Below are 15,392 nucleotides of genomic sequence, written 5' to 3'. Positions count from 1 at the left end.
CCACCAGCCGGTGGTTTCGTCGCTTAATAGCTGCTGAAACAGTCTGGCACGGGCATAATCGGGCCTCTGATTAGTTGCTGTGAAGCCAATGCCCGAACAGATCCACGACCGCGTTGAAGCCTGTTACCTGCAAGCCGAGGCTTTCTTCAAGCGACCTTTCCCGCGCCCGGAAGTCAGCTTCAAGCTGCGCGGGCAAAAGGCTGGAGTCGCCCATCTCACGGAGAACAAGCTGCGTTTCAACCTGCAGCTCTACCGTGAAAACCAGCAAGATTTCCTAAAACAAACCGTCGCCCACGAAGTTGCCCACCTGATTGCCCACCAGTTGTTTGGCTTGAGCATCCAGGCCCATGGCGAAGAGTGGCAACTGATCATGCGTGGCGTTTACGAACTGCCGCCCCACCGCTGCCACAACTACGCAGTCCAGCGGCGCCAGGTGCAGCGTTATATCTACCGCTGTACCTGCCCGGACACCAAGGGTGAGTTTCCCTTCTCGGCCCAACGCCATGCGCTGGTTGCCAAAGGTCGACGCTACTTCTGCCGGCGCTGCAAGGTGACGCTGAGCTTCACCGGTGAGCAACGCGTCGAATAATCCTCGCCAGGCCACTTAGTTGTTTCTCTCGAAGACCAAGGTGGCAGCCTGGTGCCGGTTAGTTGCTTGACCGGCACTATTGCGCAAAATGCCCGTCAAAGCCCCATGCAGGCTCGCAAGGTGCATACTCACCTTCTCTTCGCGCAAGGACAGGCTAATGATCGAACCCATTTTGCTGACGGCCACTCGTTTGTCGACCTTTGACCAGGATCGTCACCTGACCAACGCTACAGGTTTTTACTTCGAGCGGGATAAACGGCTGTTTTTGGTGACCAGCCGACACGTGGTGGTCGATGCAGCAACCGAGCATTACCCCAATCGCATTGAAATCGAACTGCACACCGATCCAGGCAATATTGCAGAATCAATCGGTTTCTCGATCCCCCTGTACCTGGATGGCAAAAGCATTTGGCGCCAGGCTGAAGATGCCACCGGGGAAATTGATGTCGCCGTCATCGAACTCGACTGCGCTGCCCTGCCCGAACAAATGCTCTACCAGGCCTACACGCCTGAACATCTCCAGCACTCACTGGATCAGGTCGAAGTCGGCAGCTCGATGCTGGTGGTTGGTTTTCCACTGGGGTTTCACGACACCCTGCATCACATTCCCGTGGTCAGGCAGGCGGTTATCGCGTCATCGTTCGGCCTGAGATTCCAGGGTGAGGGTTACTTTTTGAGCGATGCCCGCACCCACCGTGGCATCAGCGGCGCCCCGGTAGTAATGCGCGCAACCTCGGAGCAAAAGGACAGGCTCGGTCAGTTGCCCTGGGTGCTGTTGGGCATCCACTCCGCACGCCTGGATGTCGGAACCCGAGACCTTGAACTGGATGAGGCCCTGGGACTCAACTGCACCTGGTACGCCGATGTATTGATGACACTGACCCAAAACTAAGCCGCAAATTGCGCTATCCCTCAAGCAGCCGCTCATATTGCAGCTTTGCTGGCCTTTAGCTCGGTGATCTGCTGCTCGCTGTAACCCAGCTCAGCAAGCACTTCAGCGGTATGGGCGCCAACCTCAACTCCCACATGCCGGGGCGCGGGCAGACCAGCAGAAAACTTGATCGGACAGGCCAGCTGTCTTTGCGCAGCCAAGCCCTGGCGCGGCACTTCAGTGATCAAGCCACGGGCCTTTGCCTGCGGGTGTTCACAGGCCTCGGAAAAGCTCAGCATCGGCTCAACACAGGCATCGATTTGCGCAAAACGCTGGCACAGTTCGTCAAAATCGTGCTTCTCGAACTCGATTTCCAACTCGCGCTTGAGCGCCTGCTGCTCTTCGGGTTTGGCCGACAAACCAGATGCCGCCAGTTCAGGACGGCCAATGGCCGCACAAAACTGCTGCATGAATTGCGGTTCCAGGCTGCCCACCGAAATCCAGCGACCGTCTCGCGTGCGGTAGTAATCATAGAAACTGCCACCATTGAGCGCCTGCTTTTGCATTTCCGGCTCAACACCCGCGGCCAGATACCCCGCACCCGCCATGGCATTGAGGCTGAACGCACAGTCCGTCATGCTGATATCCACATGCTGGCCTTCGCCTGTGACATTGCGCTGGATAACGGCTGCCAGCAGCCCCATGACACCATGTAGCGAGCCACCCGCCAGATCTGCAAGCTGCACGCCCAGCGGCAAGGGCCCGGACTCGCTGCGCCCGGTATAGCTGGCAACACCCGCCAGGGCCAGATAATTGATGTCGTGCCCGGCGCGATCCTTGTAGGGCCCGGTTTGCCCGTAACCGGTAATGGAGACGTAGATCAGCCTGGGGTTTATCGCCTTCAATGCCTGGTAGCCGATCCCCAGTTTGTCCATGACCCCGGGACGAAACTGCTCAAGAACAATGTCGTAGTCCTGCACGAGCTGCCTGACGACCTCGACCGCGGCGGCTTGCTTCAAATCCAGTGCTATGCTGCGTTTGTTGCGGTTTAGGTAGGCATGGCTGGCTGAAACGCCGTCCACATGAGGCGGCAACACACGCACCAGGTCGGTCCGCGTCGGCGACTCCACGCGCAACACCTGCGCCCCCATGTCAGCCAGCAGCAGCGAAGCAAATGGCCCCGGTAGCAGGGTCGAAAAATCCAGCACCTTGAGCGAAGCGAGCGGACCGGTCATTACAGCTCCTTGAGTCTGATTATTGGGCTCGACACAGTCATGCCAAGGCAGTCCAAATCATTTAACTGTCTGGTTATTGAGCCTAGACCCTGTATATACACGCCTCAATGACCCATAAGCTCAGCCTGCATTGACTGTTTCTGTCAGGTACTATGGACAACTGTCACAAACCATTACGAGCAGCGATTTGGCAGTACGCGTGATAGCAAAATGCTCTGCGACACTGAACCAATCGCTGTTCAGGCATTCCGATAATCTATATTGATGCCAAACAGTTAAAACCCTTGTAAATCCGCAAACAGGAGCTTGTATATGCGCACTGCTGGTGCACGGAATCGCGGCCGAATACCCGCCAAACTGCTGGCTGGGCTATTGCTCATCATGGGCTTGGCATTACTCATCGGAGGCATTCGCCTCGGCCTGCTGGGTGGTTCCTGGTATTACGTGCTGGCGGGCATAGGCATTGGCCTCAGCGGCTTCTTCCTGTTCCGCCTGCATCCGGCAGTGATCATTATCTATGCAATATTCCTGTTCGCCAGCACTGGCTGGTCGCTCTGGGAAGTTGGCCTCGACTGGTGGCAACTGGTCCCACGCCTGTCCTTGTGGTTCGCCATCGGCTTGCTGCTGTGGTTGCCCTGGCTACGCCGCCCGTTACAGCCACAACCTGTTGCACTGGCCAATGGGCTGCTTGGCGCCTCGGTGGTGCTGGCAGGAGCTGTGGAAATCGCAAGCCAGTTCACCGGCTATAACGGTGAAATCAAGGGCGAGCTGAGCCGTGCAACCACTGATGTGAAAAGCGCAGCGCCACAAATGCCTGAGGGCGACTGGCAGGCATACGGCCGCACCAGCTTTGGTGATCGCTACTCACCGCTGGGCCAGATCACCCCAGAAAATGCCAGCCAGTTGGAGCTGGCCTGGTCCTACCGCACCGGTGATATTCCAGGGCCGAACGACCCGCAGGAAACCACTGCGGAAAACACCCCGCTGAAAGTCAACGGCATGCTTTATGTCTGTACGCCGCACAGCCAGGTAATCGCACTCGACCCGGACAGCGGCAAGGAAATCTGGCGTTTCGACCCCAAGCTCAGCACGCAAAATGCCGATAGCTTCAAGGGCTGGGCGCATATGACCTGTCGCGGAGTTGCCTACCACGAAGACAAGAACGCAACCCAGGCCAGCACTGCGCCTGAGAAAAACGCCTGCCCACGCCGCCTGTTCCTGCCTACGGCCGACACTCGCCTGATGGCGATCAACGCCGACACTGGCAAGGTCTGCAGCGACTTTGGTGACAATGGCACCGTTGACCTGACGGCCAACATGGGCAGCTTCACCCCAGGTGGCTATTACTCCACCTCGCCGCCTGGCGTCAGTGGCGACCTGGTGATCATTGGCGGTCATGTGACTGACAACCTGTCGGTCGATGAGCCTTCCGGGGTGATTCGCGCCTACGATGTCAAAGACGGCCACCTGGTGTGGAACTGGGACAGCGGCAAGCCGGAAGCAACTGCGCCCATTGCCGAAGGCGAAACCTACACCCGCAACTCGCCGAACATGTGGTCGGTGATGAGCATCGACGACAAGCTTGGCCTGCTGTACCTGCCAATGGGCAACCAGATGCCCGACCAATGGGGCGGCAACCGGTCCGAGGCATCCGAAACCTACAGCGCTGGCGTCACGGCGCTGGACATCAAGACCGGCAAAGTCAGCTGGACTTTCCAGATGACCCACCACGACTTGTGGGACATGGACAGTGGCGGCCAGCCGACCCTGGTTGATATCAAAACAGCCGATGGCATCAAGCCCGCGCTGATGGCCTCGACCAAACAGGGCAGCATCTATGTGCTGGACCGTGCCACGGGCAAGCCCATTGTTCCGGTCAATGAAACTCCGGTTCCGCAAGGGGCGGTCGAAGGCGACTTCACTTCGCCGACACAGCCCATGTCGGAACTCAACTTCATGCCCAAGACCCTGACCGAGAAGGACATGTGGGGCGGCACGCCATTTGACCAGATGCTTTGCCGCATCCAGTTCAAGTCACTGCGCTATGAAGGCATCTACACACCACCTTCGCTGCAGGGTTCAATTGTCTATCCCGGTAACTTTGGCGTGTTCGACTGGGGTGGCATTTCAGTTGATCCTAAGCGTCAGATCGCCATAGTGAACCCCAACTACATGGCATTCACCTCGCAATTGGTGCCCAGCGAAGCCGTAGAAGGCGGCCCGGCACGCAAGAGCGAAACCGAAGGCGTGCAACCAAACAAAGGCGCGCCCTATGGCGTGATCCTGCAGCCGTTGCTGTCGCAACTGGGCCTGCCTTGCCAATCGCCGCCCTGGGGTTATATCGCGGCGGTTGACCTGACCAATAACCAGGTTATCTGGCAGCACAAGAACGGTACGGTTCGTGACAGCTCGCCTGTTCCCTTGCCGCTGCCGATGGGCGTGCCTAGCCTTGGTGGAACCATCACCACAGAGGCCGGTGTTGCCTTCCTCAGCGGTACGCTCGACCAATACCTGCGCGCCTACGATGTGCGTAACGGCAAGCAGCTTTGGGAAGGTCGCCTACCTGCAGGCGGCCAGACCACGCCGATGACCTACACCGGTAAAGATGGCCGCCAGTACGTGCTGGTGGTTGCCGGTGGTCACGGCTCGCTCGGCACCAAGCAAGGCGATTATGTAATGGCCTTTGCCTTGCCGAAAAAATAACAGCGCTCAAACCGGCTGTATCAACTCCAAAAGAGGGCCGCAAGGCCCTTTTTTGGCTTGAGGACCCTCTGCAAAGCCAGCCAAGGAGCCTGTATGTTCAAACCCCTCGCCCTGCTGCTAAGTATTTCCAGCCTAGGCGCCTGCACCACGAGCCCCGCCATGCCCACCCCATACGATCTGTTAATCGGCAGCTACACCCAAGGTGCCAGCCAAGGCATTTATCGCTATCACTACGACAGCCAAGCAGGTCGCATCGGTGACCAACCCGAACAAGTCATCAAGGCAGACAATCCATCGTTCCTGCTTCTGTCAAAGGATCAATCCAGGCTATTGAGTGTCAACGAAAATGGCCCGGGGCAAACTGCCGACAAAGGCCAGGCCAGCAGCTTTGCGATTGCCCCAGACAACCATTGGGTCAGCCCGATCAACCGCGTCGATAGCGGCGGTGATGAACCGACCCATGCCAGCCTGAGCCCCGACGAACGCTTTATGTTCGTCGCCAACTACGCGGTCCAGCCTGACCCCGGCGGCAGCCTCAGTGTATTGCCACTAAGTCCTGACGGCACCTTGCATGCTCCAAGCCAGCGTTTTAGCCACCCACCCAGCCATGTGAACAAAGCGCGCCAGGCGAGCTCGCACGTACATGCTGTGGTAATGAGCCCTGACCAGCGCTACCTGTTTGCCTGCGACCTGGGGGCCGATCGGCTATTCACCTATGGCTACAACCCCAAGCCCGGTTCGAATACTCCCCTGAGCCCCAAGGGCTCTACCGTCTTGCCGCCCGGCAGTGGCCCACGCCACTTGCTATTCAGCAATGATGGCAAGCGCGCCTACCTGACGCTTGAGTTGAGCAACCAGCTTGCGGTGTTCGACTATGGGCAAGGCACGCTGAGACAACAGCAAATTATCGATCTCAACCCGCCAGACACCGAGGGCGAGACTTACGCAGCCGGCGCCCTGCACAACTCCGCGGATGGACGATTCCTGTATGTGGCAACCCGTGGTCCGGTGAGCCAGATTCTGGTCTTTGCCACCGGCCCAAGGCTGGAGTTGGTGCAGCGCCACGCCATAGCGGGTAAAGAGCTACGTGAATTCAGCATCGACCCCAGCGGAAATCAGCTGCTGGTTGCCAACCAGGGCAGCAATGAGGTGCTGGTGATTGCCCGCGATCCTCTGAGCGGAAAACTGGGCGAGGTTCGCCAGCGCCTGCAGGTCGGCAACCCATCGGACCTGGTGTTTATCGGCGCTGATTCATAGCAAAGGATGCGCTGAAACGGCCATTTCGCCGCATCGCCTGTTCATCCGAGCCTCTGCATGCTTGTCCCTGCCTGGCCTGGCTGGCACCATCGGGCAGCCGTCATCAGGGATCAGCTTCATGAGCGAACGAACCATCGCCAGCCATTTTGTCCGCGCCGCTATCAGCGGTGCCCAACGCAATGGCTACGACTGCCTGGCCTTGCTGCGCGGACTCAATATCCAACCGGCGCTACTGGACGAACCCAAGGCACGTATCGCACCTGAGCAGTTCGCCCGGCTTATCCAGCAACTTTGGGAACTGCTCGACGACGAATACCTCGGCTTCGGCAAATACCCAAGTAAACGTGGCACCTTCGCCATGATGTGCCACGCAATAATTCATTGCCGCACACTGGAAAAGGCCCTGAGTCGCGGCGCTCTGTTTTATAGCTTGTTTCCCGAAGCACCGGGCATTCAGATCAGCCATGAGGGCGACTTCGCCTGCCTTACCGTAGACGACTCAAGGCTGGATGATCCCGAGCACTTTCTGGTCGAGTCATTACTGGTCATCTGGTATCGCCTGGGCAGTTGGCTGATTGGCCAGCATATTCGCCTTGAGCAAGCGACTTTCAGTTACGCCAAGCCGGAGCACGAACCCCAATACAAACTGCTGTTCCCCTGCCCGCGCCATTTCAATGAGCCACGCACCAGCCTGCACTTTCACAAACGCTATCTGGCGATGCCCTTGCTGCAGGACGAGCGCACCCTCAAGCACTTCCTGCAGCACTCACCGGCTGACCTGCTGGCGCGCCCCGACAGCGGACACAGCCTGAACAGCCAGATCCGGCGCCTGCTCGGACGAGACTGCAGCGCATGGCCCGACCTGGAGAAAGTGGCTCAGAAGCTTCATATGAGCGCGCAAACCTTGCGCCGTCACCTGCGTGAAGAAGGCACGAGTTTTCAGGAGCTGAAAGACAATCTGCGCCGCGACCTGGCGATCTATCACCTAGGCCGCAATGAAATTTCGATTCAACTGATTGCCGAACAGTTGGGGTTCTCCGAACCTTCGGCCTTTCACCGCGCATTCAAGAAATGGACCGGCCTGACACCTGGCGCCTACCGCTCGCTAGAACACTAGGGAGCCTCAGTCCTATGCCTAGAGTCGTCGAGCATGCCATGCGGCGACCATGAACAGGCCCGCCAGCACACCCAGCAATGACAGCCAACCCGCGTGTTCCCAGACATAGCCGCCAACATAGCCAACCAGGCTTGAGCCCAGGTAGTAAGCACAGAGATACAGTGCCGAAGCCTGGGCCTTGGCCCCTTTTGCGCGTTGTCCCACCTGGCCGCTGGCAACTGCATGGGCGGCAAAAAAACCGAGGGTGAACAAGCCCAGGCCAAACACCACCGCCACCAGCCAAGGCGTCGCGCACAGGCCGACACCGACCAGCATGATGACAATGCCGCCCAGCATGACCTGGCGCGAACCCAGGCGCGGTACCAGCCTTCCAGCCCAACCTGCGCTGAAAATCCCCACCAGATAAACGGTGAACAGCAAGCCAATCACGGTTGATGACAGATTGAACGGTGCCGCCGCCAAACGGAAACCCACATAGTTGAACATGGCGACAAAGCCACCCATGAGCAGGAATCCCATGGCGAACAACAGACGCAGTTCCGGGTTGGCCAGGTGCAAGCGGAAGTTACCCAAAAGCCCCTTGAGCGATAAGGACTGGGCTTGGAAATGGCGCGATGCAGGCAGCAGCCAGATAAACAGCCCAAGGCCCAATACGCCCAGGCCGCCAATTCCAGCCAAGGCCAAATTCCAGCCACCGATATCGCTGAGGAAACCAGCCAGCAAGCGCCCCAGCAAACCGCCTAGCGCGGTGCCACCGATATACAGGCCCATGGCGGCAGGCAAGGCCTTGGGGTCGAACTCCTCACCAACATAGGCCATGGCCAAGGCCGGCAGACCACTGAGCGCCAAGCCGAGCAAGGCGCGCAAAACCAATAGATGGTCCCAGTCGCTGACAAATGCACAGGCAACTCCAAGCACGCTGGCCAGCCCCAAGGCAACAGCCATTACTGGCTTTCGCCCCAAGCTCTCGGCAAGTGCGCCACTGACCAGCAAACAAACGGCAAGACTCAGCGTGGTCAGCGACAACGCCAAGCTGCTGGTCGCTGCAGAAACACTGAAATAGCTGGCCAATAAAGGAAGCAAGGGTTGCACGCAATAGAGCAAGGCAAAGGTCGAAAACCCTGCACAAAATAACGCAAAGGTGGCACGTTTATAGGCGCTGGTGCCTTGTTGCAGATGGCTCGCAAGAGTTGTATCGGACATTTCGCTGCTCACAAAAAACGGCCCCTGACTGGCCGCAGACAAATGTTAGCATGCTATCTACATCAACCGCTGCATGACCGGCCAATAACAGGATAAAAGTTCCTCACTCACATTTAACCTTGCCGTTTGTCAGGTTATTGATCTGGGTCAGTCCGCAATTTCAAAGCAAGACTAGACTTTGCTCACACCTCTTGAGGAGTGAGCCTGTATGCATCAGCCCACTGATGATCAGGGGAGCAAGGGCAAGGAAACCCGACTTTTTCTATTTCTTGTCATCTGCCTTTTCCCTGCCCTGGCAGTCGCTATTGTTGGCGGCTACGGCTTTTTCATCTGGTTTATGCAGATGCTTCTTGGTCCGCCCGGGCCACCTGCCTAAGCACCCTCTCTCAAGTCTGTTACACGCTCAGCCTGGAGCAACGTGACATGGATGAAGCCCTGCATATCGCCAGTTTGCTGGTACACGCACGCCCCGAATTATTTGCCGCGGTCAAAGCCAACCTACGCTTGCTACCCGACCTTGAACTGCATCAGGAGAGCCCTCAGGGCAAGCTTGTTGTGGTGGTAGAAGCCAGCGATGAGCAGCAAATACTCCAGCGCATCGACCAAATCAGCAACATTCCCGGCGTATTGAATGCCGCCCTGGTTTATCACGAACTCCTCGCCAGCGAAGGAGAAACACCATGAATCTGACACGTCGTCAGTTTGCCAAAGCACAGGCCGCAGCAATAGCTGCAGCCGCGGCAGGCCTGCCCATCATTACGACAGCCTCGAACCTGATTACTGAATCGGACATGACCACCCTGAACTGGAACAAGGCGCCCTGTCGCTTTTGCGGTACCGGTTGCAGTGTGATGGTGGCAACGCGCGACAACCAGGTCGTGGCCACCCACGGTGACGTCAAAGCCGAGGTCAATCGCGGTCTTAACTGCGTCAAAGGCTACTTCTTGTCGAAGATCATGTACGGCACCGACCGCCTGACCCAGCCGATGCTGCGCATGAAGGATGGCCAGTACGACAAGCAAGGCGAGTTCCAGCCAATCAGCTGGGAACAGGCCTTCGACATCATGGAAACCAAGGTCAAGCAGGCCCTAAAGTCCGACGGTCCCACAGCACTGGGCATGTTCGGGTCCGGGCAATGGACGGTCTGGGAAGGCTACGCCGCCAACAAATTGATGAAGGCCGGTTTTCGCAGCAACAATATCGACCCCAACGCGCGCCACTGCATGGCTTCGGCGGTCATGGGCTTCATGCGCACCTTCGGCATGGATGAACCCATGGGCTGCTATGACGACATTGAAGCCACTGATGCCTTTGTGCTCTGGGGCTCGAACATGGCGGAGATGCACCCCATCCTGTGGAGCCGCCTGACTGACCGGCGCTTAAGCTTTCCCCATGTAAAAGTGGCCGTGCTTTCAACCTATGAACACCGCAGCTTCGAGCTGGCTGATATACCCATGGTATTCACGCCCCAGACCGACTTGCTGATCCTCAACTACATCGCCAACCACATCATCGAATCCGGCGCCGTGAACAAGGATTTCGTCAGCAAGCACACGCGCTTTGCCAAGGGCACCGATGACATAGGTTACGGCTTGCGCCCGGACAACCCGCTGGAAATGCAGGCCAAGAACGCCGGCAAGGCCAACACCTGGGAAGACATGTCATTCGAGCAGTACGCCGAATTCGTCAAGCCATACACCCTCGAACGCGCGGCCAAGGAAAGTGGCGTCCCAGCCGAACGGCTGCAGCAGTTGGCCGAACTCTACGCCGATCCGAAACGCAAGGTCGTGTCCTTCTGGACCATGGGTTTCAACCAGCACACCCGTGGCGTCTGGGCCAATAACATGGTGTACAACATTCACTTGCTGACCGGCAAAATCAGCGAGCCGGGCAACAGCCCCTTTTCCCTTACCGGCCAACCCTCGGCCTGCGGCACCGCGCGTGAAGTCGGGACCTTCTCGCACCGCTTGCCAGCTGACCTGGTCGTCACCAATCCCAAACACCGCGAGACTGCCGAGAGAATCTGGAAGCTGCCCGCCGGGACAATCCAGGAAAAGCCGGGCTTTCATGCGGTGCAGCAGAGTCGCATGCTCAAAGACTCGGTACTCAAGGTGTACTGGACCATGGCCAGCAACAATATGCAGGCCGGTCCCAACATCATGCAGGAAGTCCTGCCGGGCTGGCGCAATCCAGATGCCTTTGTAATCGTATCGGACCCCTACCCAACCGTGTCGGCTCAAGCTGCCGACCTGATCTTACCGACCGCCATGTGGGTCGAAAAAGAAGGCGCATACGGCAACGCCGAACGCCGCACCCAGTTCTGGCATCAGCTCGTCAGCCCACCGGGTGATGCAAAATCGGACCTGTGGCAACTGATGGAGTTTTCCAAGCGCTTCAAGACAGAAGATGTCTGGCCCGAGGACCTGTTGGCCAAGAAACCAGAGCTAAAAGGCAAGTCGCTGTTCGAGGTGCTCTACAAAAATGGTCATGTCGACCAGTTCCCGAGCGAGCAACTGGCTGAAGGTTATCTCAACGACGAGGCCAAGGCATTTGGCTTCTATGTACAAAAAGGCCTGTTCGAGGAGTACGCCTCCTTTGGCCGCGGCCACGGCCATGACCTTGCTGCCTTTGATGACTACCACAACGCACGTGGCCTGCGCTGGCCCGTCGTCGACGGCCAGGAAACCCGCTGGCGCTATCGCGAGGGGTCGGACCCCTATGTGGAAAAAGGCAGCGAGGTGCAGTTCTACGGTAACGCCGATAAAAAGGCGATTATCTTCGCCCTGCCCTACGAGCCACCAGCGGAGTCACCGGATGACGAATACCCCTTCTGGTTGTGCACCGGTCGCGTGCTTGAGCACTGGCACACCGGCAGCATGACCCAGCGCGTGCCCGAGTTGCACAAGGCTGTCCCGGACGCAGTGGTTTACATGCATCCAGATGATGCAAAAGCCATGAAGGCCCGACGCGGCAGCGAAGTGAAGGTCATCAGCCGACGCGGCGAAACCCGCGCTCGTATCGAAACCCGCGGACGCAACAAACCACCACGGGGCCTTGTGTTCGTGCCCTTCTTCGATGCTCGCAAACTGATCAATAAAGTCACGCTGGACGCCACCGACCCGATCTCCAAGCAAACCGACTACAAGAAATGTGCGGTGAAGATCGAATTGGTCAATTTGGCCTGAGGAATGCAGCCATGAGCTATCGCCTACTGCCACTTTTATTACTTGCCGTCTTTGGCATTGCCGTCGCCAGCGACATCAATTATCCACTCGACGCCCCCGCGCCAGATGGTCGCCGGCCGGGAGGCACCTTGAGCCAGGACCTTGCCGCACCCAAGCTCAGCAGCACTGAAAACAAGGACATCAAGCGCGAACGTAACTACCCCGAGCAACCGCCAACGATCCCGCACAGTATTCGCGGCTATCACCTGGATAAAAACAGCAACAAGTGCCTGTCATGTCACAGCCGTGCCAACAGTGCCATAACCCAGGCACCGATGATCAGCATCACCCACTACATGGATCGGGACGGCCAGGCGCTGGCAGCCGTATCGCCTCGGCGCTACTTCTGCAACCAATGCCATGTCCCACAGAAAGACACCCCGCCTCTGATAGGCAACAGCTTCAAGGACATAGACACAGTACTTGAGCAAGAAACCTCAACCCCTAACAGGAATCCCTGAGGAGGCGTCATGAAATCTTTGTTCGCCTGGCTCAAGGGTTACTGGTGCACACTGCGCCGCCCCAGCCTGCATTTCAGCCTGGGTTTTCTAACCCTTGGCGGCTTTATTGCGGGAATCATTTTCTGGGGTGGTTTCAACACCGCGCTAGAGGTGACCAACACCGAGCAGTTTTGCACTTCGTGCCACGAGATGCGCGACAACGTATTTGCAGAGCTCAAGGACACCATTCACTACAGCAACCGCTCAGGCGTGCGCGCCACCTGCCCTGATTGTCACGTGCCACACAAGTGGACCGATAAGATCGCCCGCAAGATGCAGGCATCCAAAGAGGTGTGGGGCAAGATCTTCGGCACCATCAACACCCGGGATAAGTTTCTTGCCCACCGCCGCGAGCTTGCCGAGCATGAATGGAAACGGCTCAAGGCCAATGACTCACTGGAGTGCCGCAACTGCCACAACTTCGACTTCATGGATTTCACCAAGCAAAGCAAACGCGCTGCCAAGATGCACTCCACCTCCCTGGCCAGCGGAGAAGCCACCTGCATTGACTGCCACAAGGGTATTGCCCACCAATTGCCCAGCATGAGCGGAGTGCCGGGTTGGTAAATTGGCAAACGACAGGCGTACACTCCAGCGTTGCGTGTATGCCGGTCTTCACATGAGGATTGAAGGTACTGCGCGCGTCTGACGCAACGGGTTGTGATAAGGATAAACGCGCTTGGACAGCAGCATTTTCTTCGCTGTATTGGCCGCAGCCATGCTGCATGCGGGCTGGAATGCCCTGATCAAGATTGGTCTGGATCGTTACCTGAGTGTGTGCCTGATTCAGATCGGCGCCGGGGTTGCCGCAACCTGTTCACTGCCATTGCTGCCCCTGCCCGAAACAGCCGCCTGGCCATGGATCATGCTCTCGGCGCTGCTGCATATCGGCTACAACGGCTTTCTCGCCCATGCCTATAAATACGGCGACCTGAGCCAGGTCTACCCCTTGTCGCGGGGTAGCTCACCGTTGATTGTGGCCTTGATCGGCGTCGCCCTGCTTCATGAAACCTTGAGCTGGGGACAAATCAGCGGGCTGCTTATTCTGGTCACCGGCATCTGGCTGATGGCATTACGTACCCAGAAAGACAGCCCGTTCAATACCCCACTGCTCCTGACCGCACTGACTACCGCCAGTTTTATTGCAGCCTACACCCTTACAGACGCAGTGGGCGCACGGGTCAATGGCGATGCACTGTCCTACGCCATGTGGCTGTTTGCAACCAATGGCCTGGTGACTCTGGTGATCCTGGTAGCGATGCGCGGCACCACAGTTCTAGGCAAGCTGGGCCAGCACTGGAAAGGCGGCTTGAGCGGCGGCGTGATGTCACTGATGGCCTACAGCATCGTCATCTGGGCCATGACGATGGCGCCAGTTGCCGTGGTCTCCGCATTGCGCGAAAGCAGCGTATTGTTTGCCCTGTTGATTGGCCGCCTGGTTCTCAAGGAAACATTGCCAGCACTCAGAATCCTGTCTTGCGTGGTGATCCTGCTCGGCGTTGTGACCCTCAAGCTGACTTGATGCCATGCGGCTGGACGCAGCACTGCAGAGCTCCTAATCTGAACCTGTGCCCTTGAATGCCATGGGCACAATCCAGGAGGACTCAGGATGAGCGATTTCGTCGTCAGCGCACGCCGCATCAGGCAAGGAGCCTTTATTGCCGAGCCCGGCCCTTCCCGATTCCTGATCGTCGATGCTGAGCAACTGCCTGCACCCGAGCAAGGGCGCACCGGCGTCACCTGGATCAATGCCTGGCTCCAGCAAATGCTGGCTGAAGCAGTCTGGGGCGTGGATGAGCGCACGGGCGCAAACCGTGGTGACATCCTGATCTTCGTCCACGGCTACAACAACAGTCCCGCCGAGCTTATGGCGCGCCACCGCCAGCTCAAGTCCGACCTGCACGCCGTTGGCTGGAAAGGCGTGGTGGTTTCCTTTGATTGGCCATGCGACAACAAGGCAGCCGGTTACCTTGAAGACCGCCACGACGCCAAGCAAAGCGCAATGCAACTGGTCACCGACCTGATCTCGCTGCTGGCGACCAGGCAAACCCCGGATTGTGCAATCAACACCCACATCCTGGCGCATTCCATGGGTGCCTATGTGGTGCGTGAAGCCTTTGATGACGCAGATGATGCGCGCCTCGACAACAACAGCTGGATGATCAGCCAGCTGTGTTTCATTGGCGCAGATATTTCAGCGCAATCGCTCAATGAAGGCAACGCCACCACCGACTCGCTCTACCGTCACAGCATGCGCCTGACCAACTATTTCAGCCTTGGCGACAGCGTACTCAAGCTCAGTAATGTCAAACGTGCAGGGGTCGCCCCACGCGCCGGACGCATTGGCCTGCCAGCGCTTGCACCGCGTAGCAGCGCCAATGTTGATTGCTCGCTTTACCACCAGGCACTGCTGCAAAGCGCCGCCCTGCAGGCAGCCGATCAACCGAGCGGTTTTCATGGCAACCAAAGCCATTCATGGTTCTTTGGCAATCGGGTCTTTACCCTCGACTTGTTCGAAACCCTCAAGGGCGACCTGGATCGCAGCATCCTGCCGACCCGCAGCCCAAGCCTGACCGAGCGCAGCTTCAACCTGATCCGCCCTGCTGGCACCTAACCGGCAACTTCTGCCACGCCCCGCCACCCAACCCTGGATCTGTATTCGCACCATTTGCTGCAGCCCGTCTAGATCGGGC

The 15,392-nt window shown here is 58.0% G+C and carries 14 protein-coding genes; 12 read left to right on the top strand and 2 right to left on the bottom strand.

The features are described 5' to 3' along the window. The first annotated feature begins 88 nt into the window (after positions 1–88). Together PSES9_RS0106120 and PSES9_RS0106115 are read left to right on the top strand one after the other, a co-directional pair. Entirely contained in the window at positions 89–589 is a 501-nt protein-coding gene (locus tag PSES9_RS0106120; RefSeq protein WP_010485089.1) for a SprT family zinc-dependent metalloprotease, read from the top strand. Positions 590–746: 157 nt separating this feature from the next. Further along, positions 747–1,481, top strand: a complete 735-nt coding sequence (locus PSES9_RS0106115; RefSeq protein ID WP_010485087.1) for a S1 family peptidase — start codon at positions 747–749, stop codon at positions 1,479–1,481. A 32-nt stretch (positions 1,482–1,513) separates the two neighbouring features. Here PSES9_RS0106115 and PSES9_RS0106110 read toward each other — a convergent pair whose 3' ends face one another. Next, positions 1,514–2,695 carry a CaiB/BaiF CoA transferase family protein gene (locus PSES9_RS0106110; protein ID WP_010485085.1) on the bottom strand — a complete coding sequence of 394 codons (1,182 nt, stop codon included), beginning with the start codon at positions 2,693–2,695 and terminating at the stop codon, positions 1,514–1,516. A gap of 312 nt (positions 2,696–3,007) precedes the next feature. On the opposite strand from PSES9_RS0106110, the gene PSES9_RS0106105 reads away from it, so the two are divergent. The 3 genes from PSES9_RS0106105 (at position 3,008) to PSES9_RS0106095 (ending at position 7,772) form a co-directional block, all read left to right on the top strand. Continuing rightward, positions 3,008–5,398 (top strand): glucose/quinate/shikimate family membrane-bound PQQ-dependent dehydrogenase, encoded by a 2,391-nt coding sequence (locus PSES9_RS0106105; RefSeq protein WP_010485083.1) that lies wholly within the window; start codon positions 3,008–3,010, stop codon positions 5,396–5,398. A 93-nt stretch (positions 5,399–5,491) separates the two neighbouring features. Beyond that, on the top strand, positions 5,492–6,655 hold the full coding sequence (locus PSES9_RS0106100) for a lactonase family protein (RefSeq protein WP_010485081.1): 1,164 nt from the start codon (positions 5,492–5,494) through the stop codon (positions 6,653–6,655). Between the two features lie 118 nt (positions 6,656–6,773). Beyond that, complete coding sequence (locus PSES9_RS0106095) at positions 6,774–7,772, top strand: AraC family transcriptional regulator (RefSeq protein ID WP_010485080.1); 999 nt, start codon at positions 6,774–6,776, stop codon at positions 7,770–7,772. 18 nt (positions 7,773–7,790) lie between these two features. Here PSES9_RS0106095 and PSES9_RS0106090 read toward each other — a convergent pair whose 3' ends face one another. Beyond that, a complete protein-coding gene (locus PSES9_RS0106090; RefSeq protein WP_029529395.1) occupies positions 7,791–8,975 on the bottom strand; it encodes an MFS transporter in 1,185 nt (394 codons plus the stop codon). Positions 8,976–9,183: 208 nt separating this feature from the next. Here PSES9_RS0106090 and PSES9_RS0106085 point away from each other — a divergent pair, with 208 nt between their 5' ends. From PSES9_RS0106085 to PSES9_RS23030, 7 genes are all read left to right on the top strand, one after another. Beyond that, complete coding sequence (locus PSES9_RS0106085) at positions 9,184–9,351, top strand: periplasmic nitrate reductase, NapE protein (RefSeq protein ID WP_010485076.1); 168 nt, start codon at positions 9,184–9,186, stop codon at positions 9,349–9,351. A 47-nt stretch (positions 9,352–9,398) separates the two neighbouring features. Then, a complete protein-coding gene (locus tag PSES9_RS0106080; protein WP_010485074.1) occupies positions 9,399–9,659 on the top strand; it encodes a chaperone NapD in 261 nt (86 codons plus the stop codon). Next, positions 9,656–12,160 carry a nitrate reductase catalytic subunit NapA gene (napA, locus tag PSES9_RS0106075; RefSeq protein WP_010485072.1) on the top strand — a complete coding sequence of 835 codons (2,505 nt, stop codon included), beginning with the start codon at positions 9,656–9,658 and terminating at the stop codon, positions 12,158–12,160. Before PSES9_RS0106080 ends, napA begins: the two co-directional genes overlap by 4 nt. Before the next feature lie 11 nt (positions 12,161–12,171). Further along, on the top strand, positions 12,172–12,660 hold the full coding sequence (locus PSES9_RS0106070; RefSeq protein ID WP_010485070.1) for a nitrate reductase cytochrome c-type subunit: 489 nt from the start codon (positions 12,172–12,174) through the stop codon (positions 12,658–12,660). A gap of 9 nt (positions 12,661–12,669) precedes the next feature. Then, positions 12,670–13,266, top strand: coding sequence for a cytochrome c3 family protein (locus tag PSES9_RS0106065; protein ID WP_010485069.1), 597 nt, complete (start codon positions 12,670–12,672; stop codon positions 13,264–13,266). Between the two features lie 112 nt (positions 13,267–13,378). Beyond that, on the top strand, positions 13,379–14,221 hold the full coding sequence (locus PSES9_RS0106060; RefSeq protein ID WP_010485067.1) for an EamA family transporter: 843 nt from the start codon (positions 13,379–13,381) through the stop codon (positions 14,219–14,221). Between the two features lie 87 nt (positions 14,222–14,308). Then, positions 14,309–15,313, top strand: a complete 1,005-nt coding sequence (locus PSES9_RS23030) for an alpha/beta hydrolase (protein WP_010485065.1) — start codon at positions 14,309–14,311, stop codon at positions 15,311–15,313. Positions 15,314–15,392 lie beyond the last annotated feature (79 nt).

Source organism: Pseudomonas sp. S9 (genome assembly GCF_000222125.1).
Lineage (GTDB): Bacteria > Pseudomonadota > Gammaproteobacteria > Pseudomonadales > Pseudomonadaceae > Aquipseudomonas > Aquipseudomonas segetis.
This window is presented reverse-complemented; position numbering and strand designations above follow the sequence as displayed.

Bases quoted from the DNA above. Each gene is read 5' to 3' on its own strand.
- PSES9_RS23030 (WP_010485065.1), top strand. From the start codon at position 14,309: ATGAGCGATTTCGTCGTCAGCGCACGCCGCATCAGGCAAGGAGCCTTT.
- PSES9_RS0106080 (WP_010485074.1), top strand. From the start codon at position 9,399: ATGGATGAAGCCCTGCATATCGCCAGTTTGCTGGTACACGCACGCCCC.
- PSES9_RS0106115 (WP_010485087.1), top strand. From the start codon at position 747: ATGATCGAACCCATTTTGCTGACGGCCACTCGTTTGTCGACCTTTGAC.
- PSES9_RS0106085 (WP_010485076.1), top strand. From the start codon at position 9,184: ATGCATCAGCCCACTGATGATCAGGGGAGCAAGGGCAAGGAAACCCGA.
- PSES9_RS0106095 (WP_010485080.1), top strand. From the start codon at position 6,774: ATGAGCGAACGAACCATCGCCAGCCATTTTGTCCGCGCCGCTATCAGC.
- PSES9_RS0106070 (WP_010485070.1), top strand. From the start codon at position 12,172: ATGAGCTATCGCCTACTGCCACTTTTATTACTTGCCGTCTTTGGCATT.
- PSES9_RS0106100 (WP_010485081.1), top strand. From the start codon at position 5,492: ATGTTCAAACCCCTCGCCCTGCTGCTAAGTATTTCCAGCCTAGGCGCC.
- PSES9_RS0106110 (WP_010485085.1), bottom strand. From the start codon at position 2,695: ATGACCGGTCCGCTCGCTTCGCTCAAGGTGCTGGATTTTTCGACCCTG.
- napA (WP_010485072.1), top strand. From the start codon at position 9,656: ATGAATCTGACACGTCGTCAGTTTGCCAAAGCACAGGCCGCAGCAATA.
- PSES9_RS0106090 (WP_029529395.1), bottom strand. From the start codon at position 8,975: ATGTCCGATACAACTCTTGCGAGCCATCTGCAACAAGGCACCAGCGCC.
- PSES9_RS0106120 (WP_010485089.1), top strand. From the start codon at position 89: ATGCCCGAACAGATCCACGACCGCGTTGAAGCCTGTTACCTGCAAGCC.
- PSES9_RS0106105 (WP_010485083.1), top strand. From the start codon at position 3,008: ATGCGCACTGCTGGTGCACGGAATCGCGGCCGAATACCCGCCAAACTG.
- PSES9_RS0106065 (WP_010485069.1), top strand. From the start codon at position 12,670: ATGAAATCTTTGTTCGCCTGGCTCAAGGGTTACTGGTGCACACTGCGC.